The sequence below is a fragment of the Mesorhizobium sp. B3-2-1 genome, from assembly GCF_006439515.1.
Taxonomy (GTDB): Bacteria; Pseudomonadota; Alphaproteobacteria; order Rhizobiales; family Rhizobiaceae; genus Mesorhizobium.
Genome location: NZ_VFTI01000021.1, coordinates 28,622 through 51,367, shown reverse-complemented (window position 1 = coordinate 51,367; position 22,746 = coordinate 28,622). Strand labels below are relative to the sequence as shown.

Genomic DNA, 22,746 nt, shown 5'->3' with positions numbered 1-22,746 from the left:
GCGCTTCCAATATTTTTCACATAAAAGCGCTCAAAAGGGCCGGGGCAGGAATATTCCGTCTCCGTTTGCGGTTGTTCCCGTCCGACGGGATCGCTGACATGCTCTGACGCGCTCCACGGTGAGAAGGGAGGTTGCTATGGAAAGTGGAACGTTCAAGCAGCCGATTTTGGTAAGGGACGATGGCTTCGTTCTCCGAAAGATCGAGTGTGTTATGGATGCCATAGAGTTCTTGGAAGAATGGCCCATCGAAAGGCGTGGCCTTCTTCACGCGGCGGCATGTGAAACGTGCTGTTCCGCCTACGACGGCCGGAAGTCTGTCGAGGCGGCGCACAAAATCTTTACGACTTGGGCTCGCAGAGTCGGGCTGATCGAGGATGTCCCCGTGGCGCCGCCTTGGATGACGGGACCGAAGATCGGCGGCCTAGACCATTTGGAAGCTGGTGCTTGAATTCGCTGCGACGGCCTCCGTACCGCCGCAGCACCGGTCGATAGCGGAAAGAGGCTCGGTACAGAGCTGCCGGAGAGCGACATGGTCTCTGGTCATCTGGAACCACGACGAAGCGTAAGTCCTTGGAGCGTTGGCTGGGAATGCGAGTTGGCAAGGGAGAAGTTGCCCCCGCCAGACAGGGCTTCCTGCCGACGCGGATGGTGACCGGACTACCAGCCGCTATCGGCAGCGCTCGCGTCCGGCCGTTTCGCAATGACCAATGACGGGTTGGATCCAGGCTCGCGCTTGGTCACAGTCACTGGAGAAGCAACTTGGCAACTGCATATCAGGCGTCGTGGTTCTGTTGCAAACTCTGAATTTGGTACGTGGCTCCGGTGGGTCCGACCGTTGTTCAAATCGCGGTGGCCAGGAACGGCCGCGGCGGCAAAGGATTTGAAGCCGAGCATCGATCGCACACGGCGCTTGATGCGCCGATAATCCTGCTCGATGCGATTGTTCAAGTATCGACTTTTCCGGATTGTGATCGGCTTCAACCGGTGCCGGGAGCGTTCCTGCAAGCGATTTGTCGTGTCGCAGGACACGATCGCCTCGTGGTTGGTCTGGCTGCCGTCGATGACGACGCGATCGGGACGGCCATGGCGGTCCAGCGCCTTGCTGAAGAAGCGCTTGGCCGCAGGCAAGTCCCGGTTCTCGCTGAAATAGAATTCAACCGTGTCGCCCACGCTGTCGATGGCACGATAGAGATACATCCACCCCCGCGGATTGGAGCGCGTCTGCGCGGAATCCGATCGACATCCCTCCAGGTTGCGGCTTCCGCACCGCGACGCTAGGCGCTCCTAATCGCCGCTCGCAGGTGCATTGATGGCATTCGCGGCGACCATGAGCGCGAGGAAGACCACGACGCCGAGCCGGAACAAGACGGCGAAACCGTCAAGTGGTCACACGATCCACCTGAGTCACAGGCACGGAACTGCGCGTCTCATGGCGAGCGACTGCCATTTCACAGGTGTCGCGGGTAGGTGCATTGATAAGATGCCAAGCATTACCGGCAGCGCTTTGTGAACGGTCTGCTCCACTGCCGGTTGAATTCCTTCTTGCGCGCTCGGTGCGCCGCGGCCATCCCGGATGGCGGAGACGGGGACTATGGCTTGGCGATCTGCTCACGGGAATCTCGCTGGCCGCCCGCGAACAGGGCTGTCTTGCATTAGACATCAAAAACATCAGATGCGGGATTGCGCCGCAAATGCTCTTGTTGTACGAACGTTCAACAAGACATTTGTGGGTACCTGCCGTGGTACGAACCGAATTTCCCTTTGCCGTAGAAACCGTCGATCCGCTCTGGATCACGCTGGCTGACGGCACCCGCATAGCCGCCACGCTGTGGCGTCCCCGGACCGAGGGCAGGGTGCCCGTCGTCGTCGAGATGGTGCCTTATCGCCGCCGCGATGGCACCGCGGCTCGGGACGTCGATATCCACCCCTGGCTCGCCGGGCACGGCATTGCCTGCGCCCGCATAGACATTCGCGGCAGCGGCGATTCCGACGGCGACCTGGCGGACGAATACCTGCCGCGTGAGCAGGAAGACGCCTGCGAGATCATCGCCCAATTCGCGGCATTTTCCTGGTGCAACGGCAATGTTGGCATGACCGGCATTTCCTGGGGCGGCTTCAACGCGCTGCAGGTCGCGGCACGGCGGCCGCCGGCCTTGAAAGCTATCATCGCCAACTGCGCCGCAGACGACCGCTATGCCGACGACATTCACTATATGGGCGGCGCGCTGCTGACCGAGCAGGAGATGTGGTCGAACTTCATGCTGGTGAAGAAGGCGATGGCACCAGACCCGCAGATCGTCGGCGACGCCTGGCGCGGCATGTGGACGAGCCGTCTCGAGGCGACAAGCTCGTTGTCGGAAATCTGGCTCGCGCACCAGCGCCGCGACGGCTATTGGCGGCAGGGCTCGGTCTGCGAAGATCATTCCGCGATCGAATGCGCGGTCATGGCCGTCTGCGGCTGGGAAGACAGCTATTCGAATTTCGTGCCGCGCCTGCTCGAGCATCTGCCGGGGCCGAAGCTCGGCATTGTCGGCCCGTGGTCGCATGCCTATCCGTGCCGTGGCGCGCCGGGACCACTGATCGGCTACCTGCAGGAAGCGCTGCGTTGGTGGCGCCATTGGCTCGCCGGCGAAGACACCGGCATCATGGACGAGCCGCCTTACCGTGTCTGGATCACCGGTGAAGAGCGGCCGCGGCCTTTCTACCTGCCAGATCATGCCGGAAGCTGGGCCGCCGAGGATGCGTGGCCGTCGCCGCGAATCGAGCGCCGTGTGCTGCACCTGAACGCCACCGGATTGAGTAGCGAACCCGTTGTGGGCGCCGTGCTCCCGGTGCGCTCGCCCGCGACCGCTGGTCGCGACTGCGGCCGCTGGGGCGGCTATGGCGGCTCCTGTCCGGACATGCCCATCGACCAGCGACGCGAGGATGGGCTGGCAATTTGCTTCGATACGCTACCGCTGGACGATGACCTGACCTTGCTCGGCGCACCGGAACTCGATCTGCTCGTCACCGTCGACCAGCCGCATGTCAACCTTGCCGCCCGTCTTTGCGATGTCTATCCCGACGGCACTTCGGCGCTGATGACCTATGGCGTGCTCAACCTCAGCCATCGCGGCAGCCACGAGCATCCAACCCCCTGTCCGGTCGGAACACAGTTTCGGGTCAAGCTCAAGCTCAACGATTTCGCCCGCACGGTGCCCAAGGGCCACCGCATCCGGCTGGCGCTGGCCAACCAGCACTGGCCGATCCTGTGGCCGCAGCCAAAACTGTCGACCCTGTCGGTGGCGAGCGGTGACAGCACGGTGACGCTTCCGGTGCGCCCGCCCTCGCCACGCGACCGTGATGTCCGCTTCGAGCCGGCCGAAACCGCGCCACCGGTTCCGACCACGACGCTGGATGAAGGCTTCGACCGTCGCGTCGTCACCGACGATGTCGGCAGCGGCATTCAGACCATCGCGCTGACGTCGGACCATGGACGCAGGCGCTATGACGATCGCGGAATCACCGTGTCCTCGGCCAACAGCGACACGATGAGCATCAGCAGTGGCGATCCCCTGTCGGCGAAACTCGTCACCGAATATCGCTGGGCGATTGCCAGCGGCGATGCCGATACCGAAGCGACGGCGGTGACCGAGCTGACATCAGACGAAACCCATTTCAATCTAAGCTGGCGTCTCGAGGCGCGAGAACGGGGCAAGCTCGTCCACAGCGCTTCGGCAACGCGGCGCATCAGGCGCGATTTCGCCTGAGGCGAGGGGAGGAGGCCATGCTTGCATATGCAGTGAAGCGCATCGGTCTCGGTATCCTGATCCTCGTCCTCGTCATGGTCGCGATGTACTCGGCCGTCTTCCTGGTTCCGGGCGATCCGGCAACCGTCGCACTCGGTCCGCGCGCAACGCCGGAACTGAAGCGGCTGCTGATCGAGCGCATGGGCCTCGACCAGCCAGTCTGGTGGCAGATCGTCGCCTTCTTCCGCAACGCGCTGACCGGCAATCTCGGCTACGACGTCTGGTCGAACCGGCCCGTTTCCACGCTGGTCCTGGAGGCCCTGCCGAACACGCTGATCCTTGGCCTGACAGCGCTGGCCGTCGCGCTTCTCATCGGCGTGCCGCTCGGCTGCCTGTCGGTGATGCGGCGCGGCACCTCGGCCGATGCCGTCATCGGCGTGCTCTCGGTCGGCGTCATCGCCGTGCCGTCCTTCGTCGTTGCCATCTATTCGCTGCTGCTGTTTGCGGTGACGCTGCGCTGGCTGCCGGCCATCGGCGCCGGCGAGGCAGGTGACTTCATCAGCCAGGCCAAGGCGCTGGTCATGCCGGCCGCGGCCATCGCACTCGGCTGGATCGGTTATATCGCCCGCATGGTGCGGGCCTCGATGATGGAGGTGATGGGCGAACCGCACATCCGCACCGCGCGCTCCTTCGGTCTGCCGGAGTGGAAGATCGTCTCCAAATACGCGCTGCGCATCGCCATCATCCCGACCATCTCGCTGGTCGCCGTCGGCCTCGGCAGCATCCTGTCCAGCGCCGTCTTCGTCGAGGCGGTGTTTGCCCGGCCCGGCATCGGCAAGCTGATCACCGACGCTGTCAACACCCGCAACTATCCGGTCGTCATGGGCACGGTGCTGATCATGACCGCCATCTACGTCTCCATCACCATTGCCGCCGACCTGTTGATTGCGCGGCTCGATCCGAGGGTGCGCGATGTCTTCCGTGGTTGAGACCTCTATTTGCGCGCCCGATCGACAAAGGTTTCCGCTGCTGCGTGCGTTGCTTACCGATCCGTTCACCTGTGTGGCGCTGATCCTGGTCGTGGGGTTCCTCGTCACAGCCGTCCTCGCGCCGTGGCTCGCGCCCTATTCTCCGGTCAAGATCGACGTGCTGCACAAGTTGCAGCCGCCATCGGCCGGGCACTGGTTCGGCACCGATCATCTCGGCCGCGATCTCCTGTCGCGCGTCATTTACGGCGCGCGCACCGCGCTGACGATCGCCATTGTTTCGGTGGCCATCGCCGGCGCCATTGGCCTGATGCTCGGCCTGATCGCTGGCTACGGCCCGCGCTGGCTCGACGCCATTCTGGTGCTGACATTCGACAGCCTGAACTCGCTGCCGATGATCATGTTCGCGCTCGCCATCATCACCGTGCTCGGCGCTGGCACCGGCACGCTGATCATCGTCATCGCCGCGACCTCGTTTCCAAGCTACGCCAGGCTGATCCGGGCGCAAACGCTGGCGCTGAAGAACAGCGACTACATCCTTGCCGAACGACTGATCGATGCCGGTGCCGCGCGCATCATCTTCATCCACCTTCTGCCCAATGTCGTCGGTCCGCTGATCATCCTCTTGTCGATGGACATCCCGGTCGTCCTCATGGTGGAGGCCGGTTTGAGTTTCCTTGGCCTGGGCGTCCGTCCGCCAACACCGTCCTGGGGGAGCATCCTCTATGACGGCTACACCTCGATCCGTTCGGCCCCCTTCATGGTGATCTTCGGCGGGCTGCCGCTGGTGCTCGCCACACTCGGCTTCACCTTCCTCGGCGAAGGTCTGCGCGACTATCTCGATCCGCGCCTGCAACTGCGGAGGCCGGCATGACCGGCTCGCTCGCCGCCAATGACCTCAGCGTCCGCTATGAGACGCCGCATGGCAGCGTCCATGCGCTGCGCCATGTCGACATCGAGGCGCATCCGGGCGAAGTGATCGGCATCGTCGGCGAGAGCGGCTGCGGCAAGTCTACGCTGGTCACCGCCTTGGCCAACCTGTTGCCGGCCAATGCCCGCATCGACGGATCGATCCGCTACAACGGCGTCGACCTGGCAAAGCTCGACGCCCACCGCCAGCGCCTGCTGCGCGGCGACGAGATCGCACTGGTCAGCCAAGACCCGATGACGGCGTTCAACCCGGTGCTGACCATCGGCGACCAGCTCGTCGATTTCCAGCACCATCGCAAGGATCTTGGCCGGGTACAGAAGCGCGCGCGGATCGCCGCCATGCTTGGCCGCGTCGGCATCGCCGATGCCGAGCGCCGGATGCAGAGCTATCCGCATGAACTGTCGGGCGGCATGCGCCAGCGTGTCGCCATTGCCGCCGCCTTGCTGACCGATCCCGGCCTCCTCATCGCCGACGAGCCGACCACGGCGCTCGATGTCACCATGGAGGCGCAGATCATCCGTCTGCTGCGCGAGCTCCGCCGTGAATACAACGGCATCATCATCGTCGTCTCGCACCATCTCGGCGTCATCGCCGAACTCTGCGACCGGGTCTACGTCATGTATGCCGGCGAGGTGGTCGAGGGCGGCGAGGTCGATGCGATCTTCCACGACGCCAGGCATCCCTACACCCAGGCGCTGCTCGCCTGCGATCCCGCCCGGTTCCATGAGCGGTTGGACAGGCTGCCGACCATTCCAGGCTTCCTGCCCAACCTGACCCAGCCACCCACGGGATGCGTCTATGCACCGCGTTGCGGCCGCGCCTTCGCGCCATGCGGTTCTATCACCCCACCGCTGGTGAAACTCGCCGCTGCCCATGTCGCACGCTGCCACGCGGTGATGCCATGACCCCGCTGCTCGCCGTGGAAGACCTGTCCGCGAGCTTCGTTCGCGGCGGCTTGCTCAATCAGCTAATCAATCCGTTCCCTCTGCCGGGCTTCAACGTCATCGACGGCGTGACGCTGTCGCTGATGCCGGGCGAAACGCTCGGGCTGGTCGGCGAATCCGGCTCCGGCAAGACGACGCTGGCCCGCACCATCCTCGGCCTTGTCGTGGCAGCGGCGGGCCGCATCCTCTTCGAGGGCAGGGACGTGGCGACGCCGGCCGATTTCCGCGCCATGCGACGGCGCTCGGCGATGATGTTCCAGGACCCTGTCGCCTCGCTCAGCCCGCGCCTGCGCATCGGCACGCTGCTCACTGAACCGCAGATCATCCAGGGCGAGCCGATGCCGGACCGCCGCGTCGCCGCCAAGGCGCTGCTGGCGCTGGTTGGGTTGCCATCATCCTTCGTCGACCGCTTTCCGCACGAGCTGTCTGGCGGGCAGGCGCGCCGCGTCGGTGTCGCCCGCGCCTTGGCGATGAAGCCGCATCTGCTGCTCGCCGATGAGCCGACCGCAGGTCTCGATGTATCGGTGCAGGGCGATGTGCTCAACCTGATCGGCGAGCTCAAGCGCGAACTCGGTTTCGCCGCCATGATCGTCACCCACAACTTGGCCATGATCCGTCACGTCAGCGACCGGCTCGCCATCATGTATCTCGGCCGGCTGGTCGAAACCGGACCGACACTAGATGTGTTTTCCGCGCCGATGCATCCCTACACGGCGACGCTCATCCGATCGGAGCCGATACCCGACCCGCGCAGGCGTAACCACAACCCGGCCGTCACCGGTGAGATTCCGAGCGTGTTCCGGCGGCCTTCGGGCTGCGAGTTCCACACGCGCTGCCCGATCGCCCGCGAGCGCTGCAGGACCGAGCCGCCTGCCTATCGGTCGATGGGCGCCGGCCGGATGGTGCGTTGCCATTTCCCGCTGGAGACCGGCGGGCAAGAACGGGAAGCGTTTTCACGCGCTTCCGCAAACCAAAGGGGAAACTGACATGACGCAATGGACCATGGACAGACGTGCATTCCTGAAGGCAGCGGGCGCGCTGGGCGCTGGTCTCACGATGAAGCCAGGCTTTGCCTGGTCGGCCGTTGGCGACACGCTGCGCATGCGAATGGAAGGTGACCTGCAGTGCCTCGATCCTGCCTTCATGAATGGCGGCATCGAGGATGTCATGATGCGCGGCATCTACGTCTCGCTGAACCATTTCGGCGATATCCAGAAAGGCTCGCCATGGTCGCTGTGGGGCGCCGAGAAGCTCGAACAGAAAGACCCGAAGACCATCGCCTTCACCTTGATCGATGGGTTGAAATGGTCTGGCGGCTTCGGCGCGGTAACCGCCGCCGACGTGAAGTTCTCGTTCGAGCGCATCGCCGACAAGGCGCTGGCATCGCCCTGGGCCTACCAGTTCGAGAAGCTCGACCGCGTCGAGGTCGTCGATGCCCGCAACGGCATCATTCACCTGAAGGAGCCTTACCAGCCGATCTTCGTCACCAGCCTGCCATACTATGGCGGCCACATCATCAGCCGCGCCGGCACCGAGAAGGCGGGCGGCAAATTCACCACGCAGCCGCCGGCGACATGCGGGCCTTATCTCTTCAGCGACTGGCAGCAGAAGCAGAAGGTGACGCTGACCGCCAATCCTGACTGGCCGGGCCCGAAGCCGGATTTCAACAAGGTCGAGATCTATGTTGTGGCAGACGATCAGGCAGCGCAACTCGCCTACGAGGCCGACGCCTTCGACTACACCAAGATCGCCATTTCGGCGACCAAGGCCGTCAAGGCGAACCCACCAGCGGACACAAGTCTGATCGAGGCGCAGTCGACACGATATGTCTGGCTGACCATCAACATGCTGAGCCCGCGGCTCAAGGATCTGAAAGTCCGCCAGGCCGTGCAGTACGGCGTCGATGTCGGGCAGATCCTCACCGGCGTCTATGACGATCTAACCAGGCGTTCCACCGGCGTCGTCCAGCCCGGAACCAAATTCGCGCGGGCCGGCAATTTGATCGCCGCACCGGACTATGAGAAGTCCGCGTCGCTGCTCGCGGAAGCCGGCGTTAGCGACCTGTCACTGACCTTGACGGTGATGAACGATTCCATCCGCACCGCGACCGCCCAGATTATCCAGGCCAGCCTCGAACAGGCCGGCATCAAGGTCGAAATCCAACCGTATGACGAGGCGGCATTCTGGGGCGTCGGCGACAAGACGCAAGGCGATGGCTACAAGAACATCGATCTGGCACTGATGGATTTCGCCGGCGGCATCGATCCTTCCGAAAACCTGGTCTGGTTCCGTCCCGACCAGATCGGCGCCTACAACTGGTCGGGCTTCGACAGCCCCGAATTCGAGACCAGCTATCAGCAGCTGGTGGCGGAAAGCGACGAGGCCAAGCGCATCGCCCTGTCCAACCGCATGGAGGATCTGATGGAACAGTCCGGCGGCTTCGTCTTCATCTGCCACCAGCCGCTGGTCGCCATCCACAAGACCGCTTTCGAGCCGGTCATCTATCCCGACGGCCATCCCAATCCGGTGCTGTTCAAGAAGAAGGCATGACCGCCTCCGTGGACAGGAGGGGCGTAATCGATTAGCTGGGTTGCATGACGGATGCCCAACCAGAAGGTGCAAGAAGGAAGCGCGGTGCAAGAAAAGCTCCGCCGCGCTTCAGCCGCGAGCAGGCCGATGTGCGCCGCTCCATGCTGATCGAGGCGGCGACGCGATGCCTGTCGGTCGGCGGCATCGGCGCCTTCACCATCGACCGCATCTGCAAGGAGGCCGGCGTCTCGCGCGGCCTCATCAACCATCACTTCGAAAGCCTCGATGGCTTGCTGGTCGAGGTCTACAAATCCTCGCTCTACGCCAGCGTCAACAACCAGATCGCCGAAGCCAAACGCCGCCGCGCCGAGACGTCGGATTGGTCGCCGCAAGCAGCGCTTGCCGCCCTGGTGCACTCCAATTTTGCACCCGAATACTTCAGCCGCGAGAACCTGCTGATCTGGCTGTCGCTGTGGGGCGAGATCGCCGTCAATCCGCGTCTTCAGGCGGCGCATCGCGAACTCTATGACGCCTACCGGGCGGAGCTGGCCGAGGACATTGCCGCCGTCGCCATACCGCGCGGCAGGCAAGTCGACGCCCGGGCGCTGGCGCGCAATTTCATCGCGCTGGTCGACGGGCTCTGGCTCGAATGGTGCCTCGATGAAAGCGTGGTGACGCCGCAAGCAGCGGAAGCCGCAGGCTTCGAGATGCTTGAGGCTCAGGTCGGGCCTTTGCGAGACGCCTACTAGTTGAGCGGCGAACCGCCTTCGCGCTTGCGGCGCTCCATATAGTCCCGCAAGGCTTCGTCGATGCCCGGGTCGATCGGCGGCTGCTCGTATTCGGCGACCATCCGCTTCCAGACGACATTGGCGCGCTCGCGCGCGGTCACCTGGCCGCGCTCCATCCAGGTGTCGTAATTGTCCCAGTTGGATACCAATGGCGAATAGAAGGCCCGCTCGTAGCGCTGCATGGTGTGGGCGGCGCCAAAGAAATGCCCGGCCGGGCCGACCTCGCGCACGGCCTCCAGCGCCAGCGTGTCAATGTCAACGACCGGCGGATCGAAATAGGCCGACATCATCTGAAGCATCTCGGCATCGATAACCAGTTTCTCGAACGATGCCGTCAGGCCACCGCCGAGCCAGCCGGCGGCGTGCATCACCAGATGGGCGCCGCCCATCAGGCAGCCCCACAGCGACATGGCGCTCTCATAGGCCGCCTGTGCATCGACCGAATTGGCGGCGGTGACGTTACTGGATCGGAACGGCACGCCGATCAGCCGGCTGAGCTGGCCCGTGATCTGTGCGGCCTGCGTGTATTCGGGCGTGCCGAAGGCCGGGGCGCCGGTCTTCATGTCGACATTGGAGGTGAAGCCGCCATACATGACCGGCACGCCGGGGCGAACGATCTGGGTCAGCGCGATTCCGGCCAGCGCCTCGGCATGTTGTTGCGACAAAGCCCCGGCCAATGTCACCGGGCTCATCGCACCAGCCAGCGTAAATGGCGTGACGACATTGACCTGGCCGTGTTCGGCCAGCGCGATCAGGCCTTCGGCCATCGGCTCGTCGAGCTGCAGCGGCGAGTTGGTGTTGATAATGCCGGTGAATACCGGCATCTCCTGCGCCAGGTTTTCGCGCGTCGTGCCGAGCGATATCGCCACCATTTCCAGCGCGTCGATGGCGCGCCCCCGGCCAAGCGCCTGCGGTTGCCAGTTCTTGTCGAGCAAAGTGATCTCAGCATAGTAGAGGTCGAGATGGCGGGTATTCTGGTGCAGGTCGAGCGGCTCGAACGGCCCGCCACCTTCCTGGTGCAGCACGTTGAACGATTGGATCAGCTTGAGGTAGTCGCACATCTCCGCATAGGTTCCGGGTCGGCGTCCGCGATCATTGTCCATGACATAGGCCGGCCCGCCCACCGACGACAGGATACAGTGCCTGCCGCCGACCTTGACGTTTTTTTCCGGGTTGCGGGCGCGCAGCTCGAACGAGGACGGCGCCGTGGCGACGCGCTCCATGATCATGGCGCGGTCGAAGCGCACCCGCATCTCGCTTTCGTCGACATCACAGCCCGCCGCGCGATAGAGCTGGCGCGCCCGCGGCTGCAGTACCCGCATGCCGATCTCTTCCAGGATGGTGAGACCCATCTCATGGATGGACTGGACCTGGTCGGCCGACAGCACCTCGATCGGCGCGTAAGGTCGCGTCAGCTGTTTCCACGGACGCTGCGCGATGCCGCCGATTTCACGCTGCGGGCGGCCGGGTCTGCGGCGGCTATACTGCGTTCCATGGCTTGGCTCCTGTGGTGAAAGATGGTCGTTCGCGCAGCGGTATTCCTGCCCCTGCCGGCAGATCCAGATGGCGGGCGTACTTGTGGCCGGAATGCACCGCATCGGCGATCGAGGACGGCGCCAGGCAATCGCCGATCCGCGTTATCGACGGGTTGTTCTCGCGCTTGCGCGCACTTGCTGCGGAGAGCGCGTCGAATAGCGTCTGTTCGGCGATGCGTCCCGTCACCAGCACCAGCGTGCCGAAGTCGCGGCGCGTGACCCGGCGGGTGTAGGTGCAGGCGAATTCGGCAACGCCGTTCGCTGCCGACACCAGGCTTTGCGACAAAAGCAGGCCAATGCCGCTTTCCATCAACTGCTTCTGGACGAAGAACTGCTCGTCGGTCATCTGCGTCCAGCTCGACACCACTGGCAGCGGCGTGGCGATGGTCACCGCGTGGCCGGCAACGCGCAGTTTCTCCGCCAGCGCACCGCCCATAAAATAATGCTCGTCGTCATAGACCAGCACCGGACCCGTTACCGGGACTCCGGCGAAGATGTCGTCCGGCGTCAGGATCGACGGCGACGCCTCGATCCCGACCGGCATCTCGACGCTGGCGCCGACACCGTCGCGCCGCCAGAAGCTGCCGGTCGCCAGCACGATATGGTCGACGCCGAGTGATAGCACGTCCTCGGCGTCGAGCCGGCTGCCGGGATAGATCGCGACCGATGGCTGTTTGCCGAGCATGTGCAGGCGGTGGTCGCGTACCCGCGCCCATGCCGCCAGCCCGGGCAATGTCGCCTCCCGCGAGACGCGGCCGCCGAGCAAGTTGCCGGCTTCGGCCAGCATCACGCCATAGCCCCGCCGGCCAAGCGTCAGTGCGCATTCGAGCCCTGCCGGGCCGCCGCCGACCACTAGCACGCGCGCTTCCGAACCCTTGTTGTCGACCTGTTCGGGATGCCAGCCGCGCCGCCATTCCTCGCCGATCGTCGGGTTCTGGGTACAGCGCAGCGGCACGCTTTCATTGTTGGCCGAGCGGCAGATATTGCAGCCGATGCATTCGCGGATCTCGTCCTCGCGTCCCTCGAAGATCTTCTTCGGCAGGAACGGGTCGGCGATCGACGGGCGCGCCGCGCCGATGAAATCCTGGATGCCACGCCTGATCTGGCCGACCATGGTGTCCGGCGAGGTGAACCGCCCGACGCTGACCACCGGTTTTGTCGTCAGCCCTTTGACGAAGCCGACATACTCTTCCTGAAAACCTTCCGCGCTGAACCGTGACGATTTGGAATCGTTGCCGAGCGAGCCGGCAACGTTGATGTCCCAGAGATCCGGCAGCTCGGCCAGCATCTCGATGATCTCGCGCCCTTCGCCTTCCGAGGTGATGCCATGCGGTCCGTGCAGTTCGTCGACCGCCAACCGCACCGCCACCGCGCAGCTGTCGCCGACGGCTTCCTTGGTGTCCTCGATCATTTCGCGCAGCAGCCGCACGCGGTTCTGCAAGGCGCCGCCATACTCGTCGGTGCGGCGGTTGGTGCGGCGCGACAGGAACTGGAACGGCAGGTAGTCGTGCCCAGCATAGCAGTAGACGATGTCGAACCCCGCCCGCCGCGCGCGGATCGCGGCTTCGCGCTGCCAGCGACGGAAGTCGCTGATGTCCTGCCGGTCCATGGCGCGCGCGCCGCCGGGCTGGACAAACTTCGCTGGTTGCGCCGAGGGCGCCAGCAGTGGTTCGCGCGTCAGCCGGTTGTTGGTGTGGGCGCCGCCATGCCACAGCTCGACCGCTGCCAGGCTGCCATGGGCGTGGATGGCGTCGGCGGTGCGCGCCAGCTCGCGGACGTCGTCCTCATCCCACAGCGACAGGAAGCCAAACGGCGAGTCGTCGGAACTCGGATGGATCGAGCAATATTCCGTCGAGACCACGCCCCAACCGCCTGCGGCCTTGATGCCGCGCAGCGCAGCGCCGCTTTGCGGCCTGAGCGTGCCCATGCCGGTCGCATGCGGGGTCTGGTAGAAGCGGTTCGGCGCGGTGACGGGCCCGATGCGAACCGGTTCGAAAAGGATTTTGTAGCGGGGATTGCAGTGCATCGGGGCTTCGCGAATATGCTTGTTGAACGATCGTACAACAAGCATATTCGCGCTTTTGGTAAAACGCAATCCCAATGCCGCGCTTCGCACCTCGGTTACGCAATCTCAAAGATCGTAAGTTCCACACGTTCGAGAAGGGCGACGCATACCCGGCACTGTCGAACCACATCGGAGCACCGATCAACACCACGCTCATTCTCGACCACTGGGACGATCTGCTTCACCTGGCAGCGTCGATCACGACGCGATCCGTCGTGCCGTCGACCATCCTGAAGAAGCTCTCGGCACGACGGCGGGTAGTGTTTCAGTTTGAAAATAGCGCAAACGCCTGTTCCGTTTGATCGAGGTGGCGCAAACGCCTATAATAGCGGAAGCATGGAGGCCACTCATGTCGGTGCGCGCCCGCGAACTGTTCGACAGCTACGTCGCGAACAGCCTCAACCATCCGAACCTCAAAGGCATTGGGATTGGAACCCATGTGTTCAGTCTTGCCTGTTTGGCAAGCGAGGCTCACATCCCAATGGCGGAGGTTATAGCAGAAGTTGGCCCGATTGCTGCTGCACTTACAAAGCGGGTTATCTAACTGCCGGCGGCGCGGGATCTTCGCAGGAGCAAGGCAATTTCGTCCGACGGAGACGAGGACCAATGTGGCTGCACAATCTCTAGGTCCACGCTAACCCGAGGCGCCCGGCGCCCCCGACTTTTTTATGCTCCCGTTTCGGCCCTAGGCCGCGCTGCTCTTGACCACGTGCAATTCGTGCTTGTTTGGCCGTCGGGGACCGGCTGACGAGTCTTCACCGCTTGTATGATGGGCGAACTCGGCTATCGGGCAAGGCCGGCCGAGAAGATAACCCTGCATGGCGTCACAGGCTTCTGCACGCAGAAAATCTAACTCTGCGTCGGTTTCGACGCCCTCCGCCAGAACGGGCAGGTTGAGGCCCCGAGCGAGACCGAAGACGGCGCGCAGAACTGCGGCGGCCTCATCGCTCGCATCCACAGAATGCACCAGGGACTGGTCCACCTTGATCTTGTCAAACGGGAACGCCCGCAGGTTCGATAAAGAAGAGTAGCCAGTGCCAAAATCATCCATCGCGATCTGGACACCAAGGATTTTGAGCTTGTTGAGTACTGCGAGCGCTCGGCCAATATCCTTGATCAGCGATGATTCTGTAATCTCCAACTCAAGTCGGGATGGATCCAGACCCGTTTCCTTCAGTATCTCTTCCACCAGTTCCGGAAGATTCCCGCCATGGAGTTGTACGGCCGAGACGTTGACGCTGATCGCTAACGGTTGTTCCCATGACGCCGCTTCGGCGCAGGCGGTGCGCAGCACCCATTCACCGATCTTCAGAATGGCGCCGCATTCTTCCGCGATCGGAATGAACACCGCGGGGGATACGGCGCCCTTGCTGTTGTGATCCCAACGAAGCAAGGCTTCGAAGCCGTAGACCTTGTTTGATGGAAGCTTTGCCTGCGGCTGGTAGACGAGGCGGAACTCGTTGCGCGAGATTGCAAGACGAATGTCGTGTTCCATCTGGCGTCGGTCGCGCAGATGCTCACCCATGGCCGGCGCAAAGAAGCGATACACGCCACGCCCTTCCGCCTTAGCCTCATAAAGCGCGGCGTCTGCATGGCTTAGAAGCGTCGCGCGATCAGGCGCATCATTCGGGAATACAGCGATGCCGATGCTTGTGCCGAGCGTGACCCCGGCGGGCAGAATCATCCCTCCTCCGTCGCTAAACGCCTCCAGGATGGCTTCAGCGGTTCGCGTTGCATAAGCGGGGCTCGGCAGGCCCGGAATGATCACCGCGAACTCGTCGCCCCCAAGGCGCGCGAACATGTATTGTGGCTTGAGAATACTTTTGATCTTCTCGGCAACCAATTGAAGCACCTCGTCGCCGACGAGGTGACCGAAGAGATCGTTGATATCCTTGAAGCGATCGAGATCCAGGAAGAGGACGGCAAAGCAGCGGTCGGCGCCACGATGCGCCACGAACTCAGCCTCCAGCCTCTCGTTGAAGCTTCTGCGATTTGGCAGACCGGTCAGGGGATCGTGGTGGGCGAGGAAGTGAATCTCCTCCTCGGCCCGCTTGCGACCGCGGATATCGCGCACTGCAAGAACCTTGTGTGGCTTGCCGCTAAAGACGATGCTGCGGCGGATCAACTCCACCGGTATCGTGGTGCCGTTCGTCGCCCAAAGCCCCGCCTCCAGTGGCTTCCGTTCCGTGTTAACGAGTTCGTCCTGCGACAGCGTGGGGAAGAAAGAAGCGAGCGAGCGGCCGACCACTTCCGATCCGTCGACGCCGGCAAGTGCGGCGAAGCTTTTATTGGCTGCAACAATCCCGGCCTCGTTGCACACAACCAGCCCCTCGACGGTGGCGTCCGCCAGTTCCTGCATACGCGCAGTCTCACCCGCGCGGCGAAGGTCTCGCAGATCGAGGCCGAGACCGACAAGGGCTAAAAGGATGATGACAGTCGAAGCGAGCGCCACACCGATCGCCATCCATTCGGCAGGCAGCGCTGAGGCCGAAACCACAACACGCGGATCAGGTATGATCGCTGCCGCGGCCATCGCCGTGAAATGGTGGCTGCAGATCGCAATTGTCAGCACCAGGGCGCCGAGCGCCTTCCACCTGACGTTGTTTTCCCGAAGCGCGACCGGCAATGCAGCGGCGCCGAAAATACCGCCGAGGAGGATGGAGGCGGCAACGAGCGGCGGATCCCAGTCGATGCGGCCGGCGATCTCGAACGCGGCCATGCCGGTATAATGCATAACGGCGATCCCGCCGCCCACGATGGCGCCGCCAATCCAGCGGCCATGCTGCACGCGTGGTGAGATGCCAATGGAAAGGCCAGTTCCCGTCAAAATGATAGCCGCGACCAGTGAGACGATTGTCAAGGCGATGTTGTAGCCGCTCGGCACCGCGGGCTGGAAGGCCAGCATGGCGATGAAATGTGTAGCCCAGATGCCGAAGCCGGTGGCGACGGCAGCGACCGCGAGCCAGAACCGTTGCATCGCAAATTCGCTGCGCCGGACATGATGGAGAAGATTAACCGCAGCGAAGCAGGCCAGTGCGCAAACGAAGGCCGCTAGCGCAACCAGACGCAAATCATGCTCCGTTGCAATGCAGGTGTAGACCTTTAGCATGCTTTTTTCTCGAAGCCCGCACACACTTGCAAGAAAAATGCGCTTGAGTAATGAATAAGTGCTTAAACTGCCTGCGCACTGTTTAAGAAATGATTTGTTGTTGCTATAAATAACTCATCTGACCAGCAGCGACGATGCTTCTCATGCAGGCGGGCGTGGCAGACGCTCCAAGGCGGTGTCTGAGGCCGGGCGCCGCGACCGGCGACGGCTATGGCGAGAAGAACCCGCGCCGGCTGCGCAACGGCTACCGCGACCGCGACTGGCCGCGGCCGATGTTGTGGCTATGGTTCGTGATCCTGCCAGAGCCGAAGCGCTCCGAGCCCAAGGCGTGACCTCCGGCAGGGGGATTACAAGGCGCTGTTCGATGACAGCCAGACCCTAAGTCGTCTCATCCGCCGAGCCACTACCTCACTGGGACGCGCGGTGGCCGATGCGATGTAAGATAAGAATAATCTGGTTTGGGGAGCCGCTTCGGCTCGGCGCCTGCTGGGATGGTCGGGGCGCACCCGCATATCGAACCAGCAAACTGAACTGGCCAGCAATGATGTTTGTAAACTGGCGAGAGGCGTCTCGACGGCGCTGCCATTCGCGATCGCTGGATGGAGATCGATAGCCGCGTCTAAGCTTAGCAGTATGAAAGGGCCGGACGACGACCGGTGACTATGTAAGATCACCGGCTAGCCGCCATTCGGCGAAACCAGGTGGCGACGGTGAGACTACTGGATCAGCCATGAAAAGGCACGCCGCAAAAAGGCTTCGCCACCCGTCCTGACAACCTCACCATGCGCCACGACGACGTGCTCGGGATGGTTTCCGATCAACTCACGAATCTTTGGGCGCGCGGTTGCACGGTTGCGGAAACTGATCCGATAGTCGATCGGCGGATAGCCCCAGCCTTCGACCATTTTCGAAAGGTTGGCGATTGGCCGCATCCACCAAGGCCAATGGCGTTTCAAGAACGTCTCGCTGAAGGTCTGCGAGAGGTCGGCGATGATGGCGGTGCGCGACGCGCGGTGAAAGAAGATCAGCTCGTCCATGAAAGGCGAATTGGTGAAATAGAACTGGTCGATCTGGCCGTTCCATTCGGCTGGCGGATTATCGGCCAGCGCCCCGGAAAAGCGGAGTTCCCTGCACTTGGTAATTGTCTGCGCCGTCGCCCATAAATTCGCGTCTGGGAATGCGGCCTGCCACTCGCCCAGAAACAGGTAGTGCAGCTTGTTGGGGCTAACGATATTCCGAACAGGGCCAAGCGCCCGAATCTCGTCCTCAATCGCTGCCGTCCTTTCGACAGGCGACCATAACCAAAGCCCCCCATCGGCAAGACGCACGACGACCATGCGTGTCGGATAATCGAAGCCTTTGAATGAGACGACCCCGCCATCCGCAAACGATAGGTTCAATACCAGCGGCTCCAACATGGTCGGGAAGTCTAATCCGCCCGATGGACGCTTTCCACCCCCTGAAGGAGCTAGAAGCGCGATTGCAGCGATATCGAAAACGGCCGTCCGACACGGCCGCAGCTTGCTGTCGATTGCTTGCCAGGTCGAAAAATGCACGATCGCGCAGGCGTCCCTCTCCGTCGAGGAAGAAGCCGATCGCTTAGATCCGTTTCTGAGTAAGTGGTCGCTTTGTACGAATGGTTTTGCCAGCGTTCCATGCTGCGCGACCATGCATGCTAGGATCATAGTGTAAAGAACCCGTCATCGTTCTCCTTGACCTAGATTGGCTGAAGACGAAAACCGATTGAGGTGTGAAGCTCTGGGCTCTATGCAACCGTTTAACTCGCAGCTGGTCGACCTACTCGCCGACAGTCTCGAGCCATCCTCCCCGAAAGCCGGCCCCGCGCAGACCGCGAACAACATGCTTGCAGCCGCGCATCAGCCGCCAAAGAAAATCGGATCGGTGATTCTCCACCATCAGCACGATCGGCCCCTGGTTCAGCCCCAGATGATCCGGAGCCACCCAGCCGGCAGGATCTCCGATGTCTGGCGAAAGCGTCGGGTTGAAACTCGCCTTGAAACCGTAGGAATTGTCGAGATTGAGGTTGATATCATGGAAATGGCGCAGCGCTGGCAGGACGATCTCCGGAGCAAAAGGCAGTGATGCCGCGACTGCCCAGGGCGACAGAGTGCCATCGTCGGGTCCGAACGGCACGCCGCGGGCGCGATAGCCGTAGAACCGCCGCTCGACCCCGCCGATCCGTCGCGTCTGCCATCCTGGCCCGTCGCTGGCAGTCACGCCCCAGCTGTTCTCGTGATAACCGGAAAATTCCATTGAATTACGGGACGCGTATTCGCGCTGGACATAAGTCGCCGTCCGGCTGTTCTCGAAATAATCGCTTTTGTGGTCGCGCATGAAGCCGTCGCGGATGCCGCGGAAGTCGAGCCAGACATGCGACAACTGATGGATGAACAGCGGTCCTGCATAGACGAACTCGTGGCCGTAGATCTTCTTCCAGCGGTAAGTTGACAGCCACGCCTGGTAGCTTTCAGGCGGCAGGCAATGCGTCGGCGAGCCGATGCCGAGGACATAGAGGATCAACGCTTCGTCGTAGCCTTCCCATCGGTAGCCAAGGAATCCTTTTTCCGGCGTCCAGCCATGGGCCACGGTGGCGCCGCCATTGCGAGCCCAGTCCCAGTCGACGCGCTCGTAAAGCGCCTCCGAGAGGGTGCGGATTTCCGTTTCGTCCTCGGAGTTCTCCCGGAAATATGCGCCTACCGTCAGGATGCCGGCGATCAGAAGCGCGGTGTCTATCGTGGACAGTTCGCAGCGCCAGACGCGCCGTCCCGTCTCCATGTCCAGGAAATGGTAATAGAACCCCTTGTAGCCGGTGGCATCCGGTCCGATTCCTTGCGTGCCCTTCCAGAAGAAGCGCAACGTGGCCAGCGTCCTCGCGCACGCCTGCTCGCGTGTCATGAAGCCGCGCGCCACCCCGACCGGATAGGCCGCGAGCGCGAGCCCGACCGCCGCGATGCTGGCGGGGGAGCCTTTTCTGGATCTGTCGGCAACCAGCCCGTTCGCCTCATTTGCTTCGTAGAGGAAATAGGCGAATGACTTGCGCTGGAGCGCCGCCAGCAGGTCCTCGCCGACCGGCATCTGGTCCGGATCGGCTTTCATTGACCGAGCCTGGATGGAAGAGCGACCGTCACTGCGGCGACCGACTGCGGCGGCATAGAAATCTCGAAGCTCGCCGTGTTGGCGTCGTTCTTGATCTCGATCGGTTCGCCCCGGAGCTCTGACCGTCTCTTGAGTTCATCGACCGACGCTGCGTCCAAATATTCCGGCTCGCCCAGTTGTTCCCAGTGGCGCTTGGCATTGGCGTGCTCGATATCAATGCGCTGAACCGAGGCGCCCATCCCCGGCGGCGCGGATTCGAGCCCGAAGAGAACCTGCTCCGTTTCAATCGGGTGGCGTGGCAGTCCAAAGTTCGTCAGCACCACCGTGGAGCCTCGGTCGCCGTGCACGAGCCAAGCATCGACGGTTTCATGGCTGCCCTCGACAGGCAGCATCTGCGTGCCCAGTCGATGCAGCAGCTGGAATGCGCGATACGCGGGCTTGGCGATCCCGTGGATGTTGAGCAATCCGAACCCTCCCTGGAAGGGGACGGAAGGTAAATAGTTCTCCTCGAAAATGTCTGAGAACGTCCAGTAACTATACCCCTGAACGAGCCCTCTCGCCTCCATGACCGTCTTGACGATGAACGCGGCGGCATAGGGGTCGTCGTGCATGGCGTCGCGCGGGTTCGACGATGTGCACCATTCCGTGTAGTAAAGGGGCAGATCGCCCGCTTGCTTGCGCGCGATGCGGGCTTCGTCGCGCAGGGCGCTGCGCCTGCTCGCGGCAAGCTGTGCCTCGCTGTCGTCGCCCGGCTTGCCGAAGTCATCGGTTGGGTAATGATGCGTGCTGACGAAATCGGCTGGAAGATTGCTGGTCCGGCAATAGTTCAGAAAATCCTCGATCCACGCATTGTCGGCTGTCGCGGGGCCGCCGACCTTGAGCATCTTGTCGACGCCTTTAATGGCTTCGACGGTGTAGCGGTACAGCTCGAAGTAGTCGCTCTGCTTTCCGCTCCCGAAGGCAGCGAGGTTCGGTTCGTTCCAGACCTCGAAGAACCACTGCCGCACCTCGTCCAGGCCGTAGCGGTCCACCCAGTGGCTCACTAGCTTTCGGATCAGCACCGCCCATTGCGCGTGGTCCTTTGGTGGCGTGACATTGGCACCATAATGGAAAACCGTTTGATCGCCCGAGGCCAGGGCGGATGGCATGAAGCTCAGTTCGACAAAGGGCCTCATGCCAATGGAAAGAAGAAAATCGAAAATCTGGTCTGCGTTGAAGAATGAATAGAAGAATGTGTCACCTTCGGCGATGAGCGTCCCCATGTTGTCGCATAAGATACCGTGGAACCTGACATGCCGCATGCCCAACTCGTCATGCGTTTGCTTCAACTGAGTTTGCCAGTCGGCGCGCAGCGCAAGCGTAGCATGGCCGCTGCCTACCGTGTGCTCCCAGAAATGCGGAAAACTGGTCGCGGGTCCGTTCAGGTCGCTCGAAAACATAGCCGTCATAGGAGCCGCTCCTTGATCCGGTCCGCGACACGGAGCGCGTTGGCGATGATGGTCAGTGTGGGATTGACCGCGGCGATCGACGGAAAGAAGCTCGCATCTGCGAGGTAGAGGTTGTCGAGTTCATGCGCCTTGCAGTCGACGTCGAGGACCGACACTGCGGGATCAGTGCCGAAGCGCGCGGTTCCTGCCTGGTGCGCGGTTCCGGCAATCGGGATGTCCTGGCTGAGATAGAGCTTGCGTTCCAACAGCAGCGGATGCGCCCCAGCCTTGCCCAATATTTGCTTGAGCTTCTGCCGGAGCCGGCGGTGCGCCTCCTGATCGCCGTCGGCGAGGTCGAGGACGACCCGCTCGCCATCGTAGCGAATGCGGTTCTCCGGGCGCGGAAGATCCTCGCTCGACAGCCAGAAATCCATCGAGTGCCGCGCCATTTCATCGAACGGCATCTTCGGCAACCATTCCAGCCACTGGGGCAGCACTTCGCCCCTGATCTGGGCGCCATGCGACGTCGCGCACATCTGGATCAGGCCGAGCGGGTAGCTCCAGTCATCTTCTGACTCGAAGTAGAAATCGGAGACGGCGAGAGTCTTTTGGAAAATGGTTTCGTTCGGCTCAAGCATCAGGGCCATCAGCACGGATTGATTGTGCCGCATGTAGTTGCGGCCGACCTGGCCGGAACCGTTGGCCAGGCCGTCGGGATGCTTGTCGTTCGCGGAGCGCAGCAGAAGCAGCGCCGAGGATAGCGCGCCGCAAGCGACCACCACAATGTCGGCCGTATAATGCTCCTTCTCGCCGTAGCGAGTCACCGCCACGTCATTGATCTTCCTGCCCGTCGCATGAGTTCCGAGCCTGGAGACGTAGGCATTGGTGAGCAGCATCAGATTGGGATGCGCCTTGAGCGCCGGATCGACGCATACGACCTGCGCGTCCGCCTTGCCGTTCAAGAGACAGGGAAATCCATCGAACGCATCGCAGCGAATGCACGTGCTGGTCGGCGTGACCTTGCCATCCTCCTCATCGAGAAGGATGCCGAGCGGCAGATGAAACGGTCGCAATCCGCCGACCGCCAAAGCGTCGTGCAGCGCCTGGATTCGCGGCTCGTGTGAAACAGGCGGATAGGGAAAAGGGCCGCTCGACGGCGGTTCGGTCGGATCTTCGCCGCGTTGGCCGTGAACGTGAAAGAGCCGTTCGGCCTCGGCGTAATAGGGTTCGAACGCTTCATATCCCAGCGGCCAGGCGGGAGATATGCCGTCCTTGTGGCGAAGCTCGCCGAAATCGCGTTCGCGCATTCGAAAGAGCGCCGCGCCATAGACCTTCGAATTGCCTCCGACATAATAATGCAGGCCGGGGCGAAAACTCCTGCCGTCCTTGTCATACCAGATGTCGTCCGCCCGATAGGCTGCATCCACGAACACCGTCTGCGCATCCCAGTTGGCGCGCGAGCGCGGCAGATAGCCGCCGCGCTCGATGAGCAAGATGCGCTTCCCCGTCGGCGCCAGACGTTGCGCGACCGATGCCCCGCCGGGACCGCTGCCAATGACGATGACGTCAAAATGGTCTGTCATCGCG

17 protein-coding genes and 2 pseudogenes are annotated in these 22,746 nt (G+C 62.6%); 11 read left to right on the top strand and 8 right to left on the bottom strand.

What is annotated here, in order from left to right:
• The first annotated feature begins 136 nt into the window (after positions 1-136).
• Complete coding sequence (locus FJW08_RS21165) at positions 137-448, top strand: DUF982 domain-containing protein (RefSeq protein WP_140812137.1); 312 nt, start codon at positions 137-139, stop codon at positions 446-448.
• Positions 449-858: 410 nt separating this feature from the next.
• Here the strand turns inward: FJW08_RS21165 and FJW08_RS21160 are convergent.
• A pseudogene (locus FJW08_RS21160) lies at positions 859-1,206 on the bottom strand (DDE-type integrase/transposase/recombinase); the annotation flags it as partial.
• Between the two features lie 533 nt (positions 1,207-1,739).
• Between FJW08_RS21160 and FJW08_RS21155 the strand changes: the two are divergent.
• Genes FJW08_RS21155 through FJW08_RS21125 form a run of 7 tightly spaced genes read left to right on the top strand, consistent with a single transcriptional unit; the run spans position 1,740 to position 9,867 of the window.
• A complete protein-coding gene (locus FJW08_RS21155; protein WP_140812136.1) occupies positions 1,740-3,749 on the top strand; it encodes a CocE/NonD family hydrolase in 2,010 nt (669 codons plus the stop codon).
• Positions 3,750-3,766: 17 nt separating this feature from the next.
• Positions 3,767-4,717, top strand: coding sequence for an ABC transporter permease (locus tag FJW08_RS21150; protein WP_140761850.1), 951 nt, complete (start codon positions 3,767-3,769; stop codon positions 4,715-4,717).
• The gene (locus FJW08_RS21145; protein WP_140812135.1) at positions 4,701-5,588 is read left to right on the top strand and encodes an ABC transporter permease; all 888 of its coding nucleotides are present in this window, start codon (positions 4,701-4,703) and stop codon (positions 5,586-5,588) included. The genes FJW08_RS21150 and FJW08_RS21145 overlap by 17 nt, the downstream gene beginning before the upstream one ends.
• The gene (locus FJW08_RS21140; protein WP_140812134.1) at positions 5,585-6,550 is read left to right on the top strand and encodes an ABC transporter ATP-binding protein; all 966 of its coding nucleotides are present in this window, start codon (positions 5,585-5,587) and stop codon (positions 6,548-6,550) included. The genes FJW08_RS21145 and FJW08_RS21140 overlap by 4 nt, the downstream gene beginning before the upstream one ends.
• Positions 6,547-7,575: an ABC transporter ATP-binding protein gene (locus tag FJW08_RS21135; RefSeq protein WP_140812133.1), complete on the top strand. Its 1,029-nt coding sequence runs from the start codon at positions 6,547-6,549 to the stop codon at positions 7,573-7,575. The genes FJW08_RS21140 and FJW08_RS21135 overlap by 4 nt, the downstream gene beginning before the upstream one ends.
• 1 nt (position 7,576) lies before the next feature.
• Positions 7,577-9,139, top strand: a complete 1,563-nt coding sequence (locus FJW08_RS21130) for an ABC transporter substrate-binding protein (RefSeq protein ID WP_140812132.1) — start codon at positions 7,577-7,579, stop codon at positions 9,137-9,139.
• Between the two features lie 44 nt (positions 9,140-9,183).
• Positions 9,184-9,867, top strand: coding sequence for a TetR family transcriptional regulator C-terminal domain-containing protein (locus tag FJW08_RS21125; protein WP_140761863.1), 684 nt, complete (start codon positions 9,184-9,186; stop codon positions 9,865-9,867).
• Here the strand turns inward: FJW08_RS21125 and FJW08_RS21120 are convergent.
• Together FJW08_RS21120 and FJW08_RS21115 are read right to left on the bottom strand one after the other, a co-directional pair.
• Positions 9,864-11,465 (bottom strand): trimethylamine methyltransferase family protein, encoded by a 1,602-nt coding sequence (locus FJW08_RS21120; RefSeq protein WP_210241205.1) that lies wholly within the window; start codon positions 11,463-11,465, stop codon positions 9,864-9,866. The genes FJW08_RS21125 and FJW08_RS21120 overlap by 4 nt on opposite strands.
• On the bottom strand, positions 11,386-13,467 hold the full coding sequence (locus FJW08_RS21115) for an FAD-dependent oxidoreductase (protein WP_140761869.1): 2,082 nt from the start codon (positions 13,465-13,467) through the stop codon (positions 11,386-11,388). The genes FJW08_RS21120 and FJW08_RS21115 overlap by 80 nt, the downstream gene beginning before the upstream one ends.
• Positions 13,468-13,547: 80 nt before the next feature.
• Here FJW08_RS21115 and FJW08_RS21110 point away from each other — a divergent pair.
• Both FJW08_RS21110 and FJW08_RS21105 read left to right on the top strand, forming a co-directional pair.
• Positions 13,548-13,754: pseudogene (locus tag FJW08_RS21110) on the top strand (Tn3 family transposase); the annotation flags it as partial.
• A 101-nt stretch (positions 13,755-13,855) separates the two neighbouring features.
• Positions 13,856-14,050, top strand: coding sequence for a hypothetical protein (locus FJW08_RS21105; protein WP_140812131.1), 195 nt, complete (start codon positions 13,856-13,858; stop codon positions 14,048-14,050).
• A 141-nt stretch (positions 14,051-14,191) separates the two neighbouring features.
• Here FJW08_RS21105 and FJW08_RS21100 read toward each other — a convergent pair whose 3' ends face one another.
• Positions 14,192-16,615 carry an EAL domain-containing protein gene (locus FJW08_RS21100; RefSeq protein ID WP_140812130.1) on the bottom strand — a complete coding sequence of 808 codons (2,424 nt, stop codon included), beginning with the start codon at positions 16,613-16,615 and terminating at the stop codon, positions 14,192-14,194.
• A 155-nt stretch (positions 16,616-16,770) separates the two neighbouring features.
• Here FJW08_RS21100 and FJW08_RS32465 point away from each other — a divergent pair, with 155 nt between their 5' ends.
• Positions 16,771-16,947: a hypothetical protein gene (locus tag FJW08_RS32465; RefSeq protein WP_181183002.1), complete on the top strand. Its 177-nt coding sequence runs from the start codon at positions 16,771-16,773 to the stop codon at positions 16,945-16,947.
• A gap of 384 nt (positions 16,948-17,331) precedes the next feature.
• Here FJW08_RS32465 and FJW08_RS21095 read toward each other — a convergent pair whose 3' ends face one another.
• From FJW08_RS21095 to FJW08_RS21075, 4 genes are all read right to left on the bottom strand, one after another.
• A complete protein-coding gene (locus FJW08_RS21095) occupies positions 17,332-18,171 on the bottom strand; it encodes a DUF4336 domain-containing protein (protein ID WP_210241203.1) in 840 nt (279 codons plus the stop codon).
• A gap of 241 nt (positions 18,172-18,412) precedes the next feature.
• On the bottom strand, positions 18,413-19,732 hold the full coding sequence (locus FJW08_RS21085) for a glucoamylase family protein (protein ID WP_246682470.1): 1,320 nt from the start codon (positions 19,730-19,732) through the stop codon (positions 18,413-18,415).
• Positions 19,729-21,180: a glycosyl hydrolase gene (locus FJW08_RS21080; RefSeq protein WP_140812129.1), complete on the bottom strand. Its 1,452-nt coding sequence runs from the start codon at positions 21,178-21,180 to the stop codon at positions 19,729-19,731. The genes FJW08_RS21085 and FJW08_RS21080 overlap by 4 nt, the downstream gene beginning before the upstream one ends.
• Positions 21,177-22,742, bottom strand: coding sequence for a GMC family oxidoreductase (locus tag FJW08_RS21075; protein ID WP_140812128.1), 1,566 nt, complete (start codon positions 22,740-22,742; stop codon positions 21,177-21,179). Before FJW08_RS21075 ends, FJW08_RS21080 begins: the two co-directional genes overlap by 4 nt.
• Positions 22,743-22,746 lie beyond the last annotated feature (4 nt).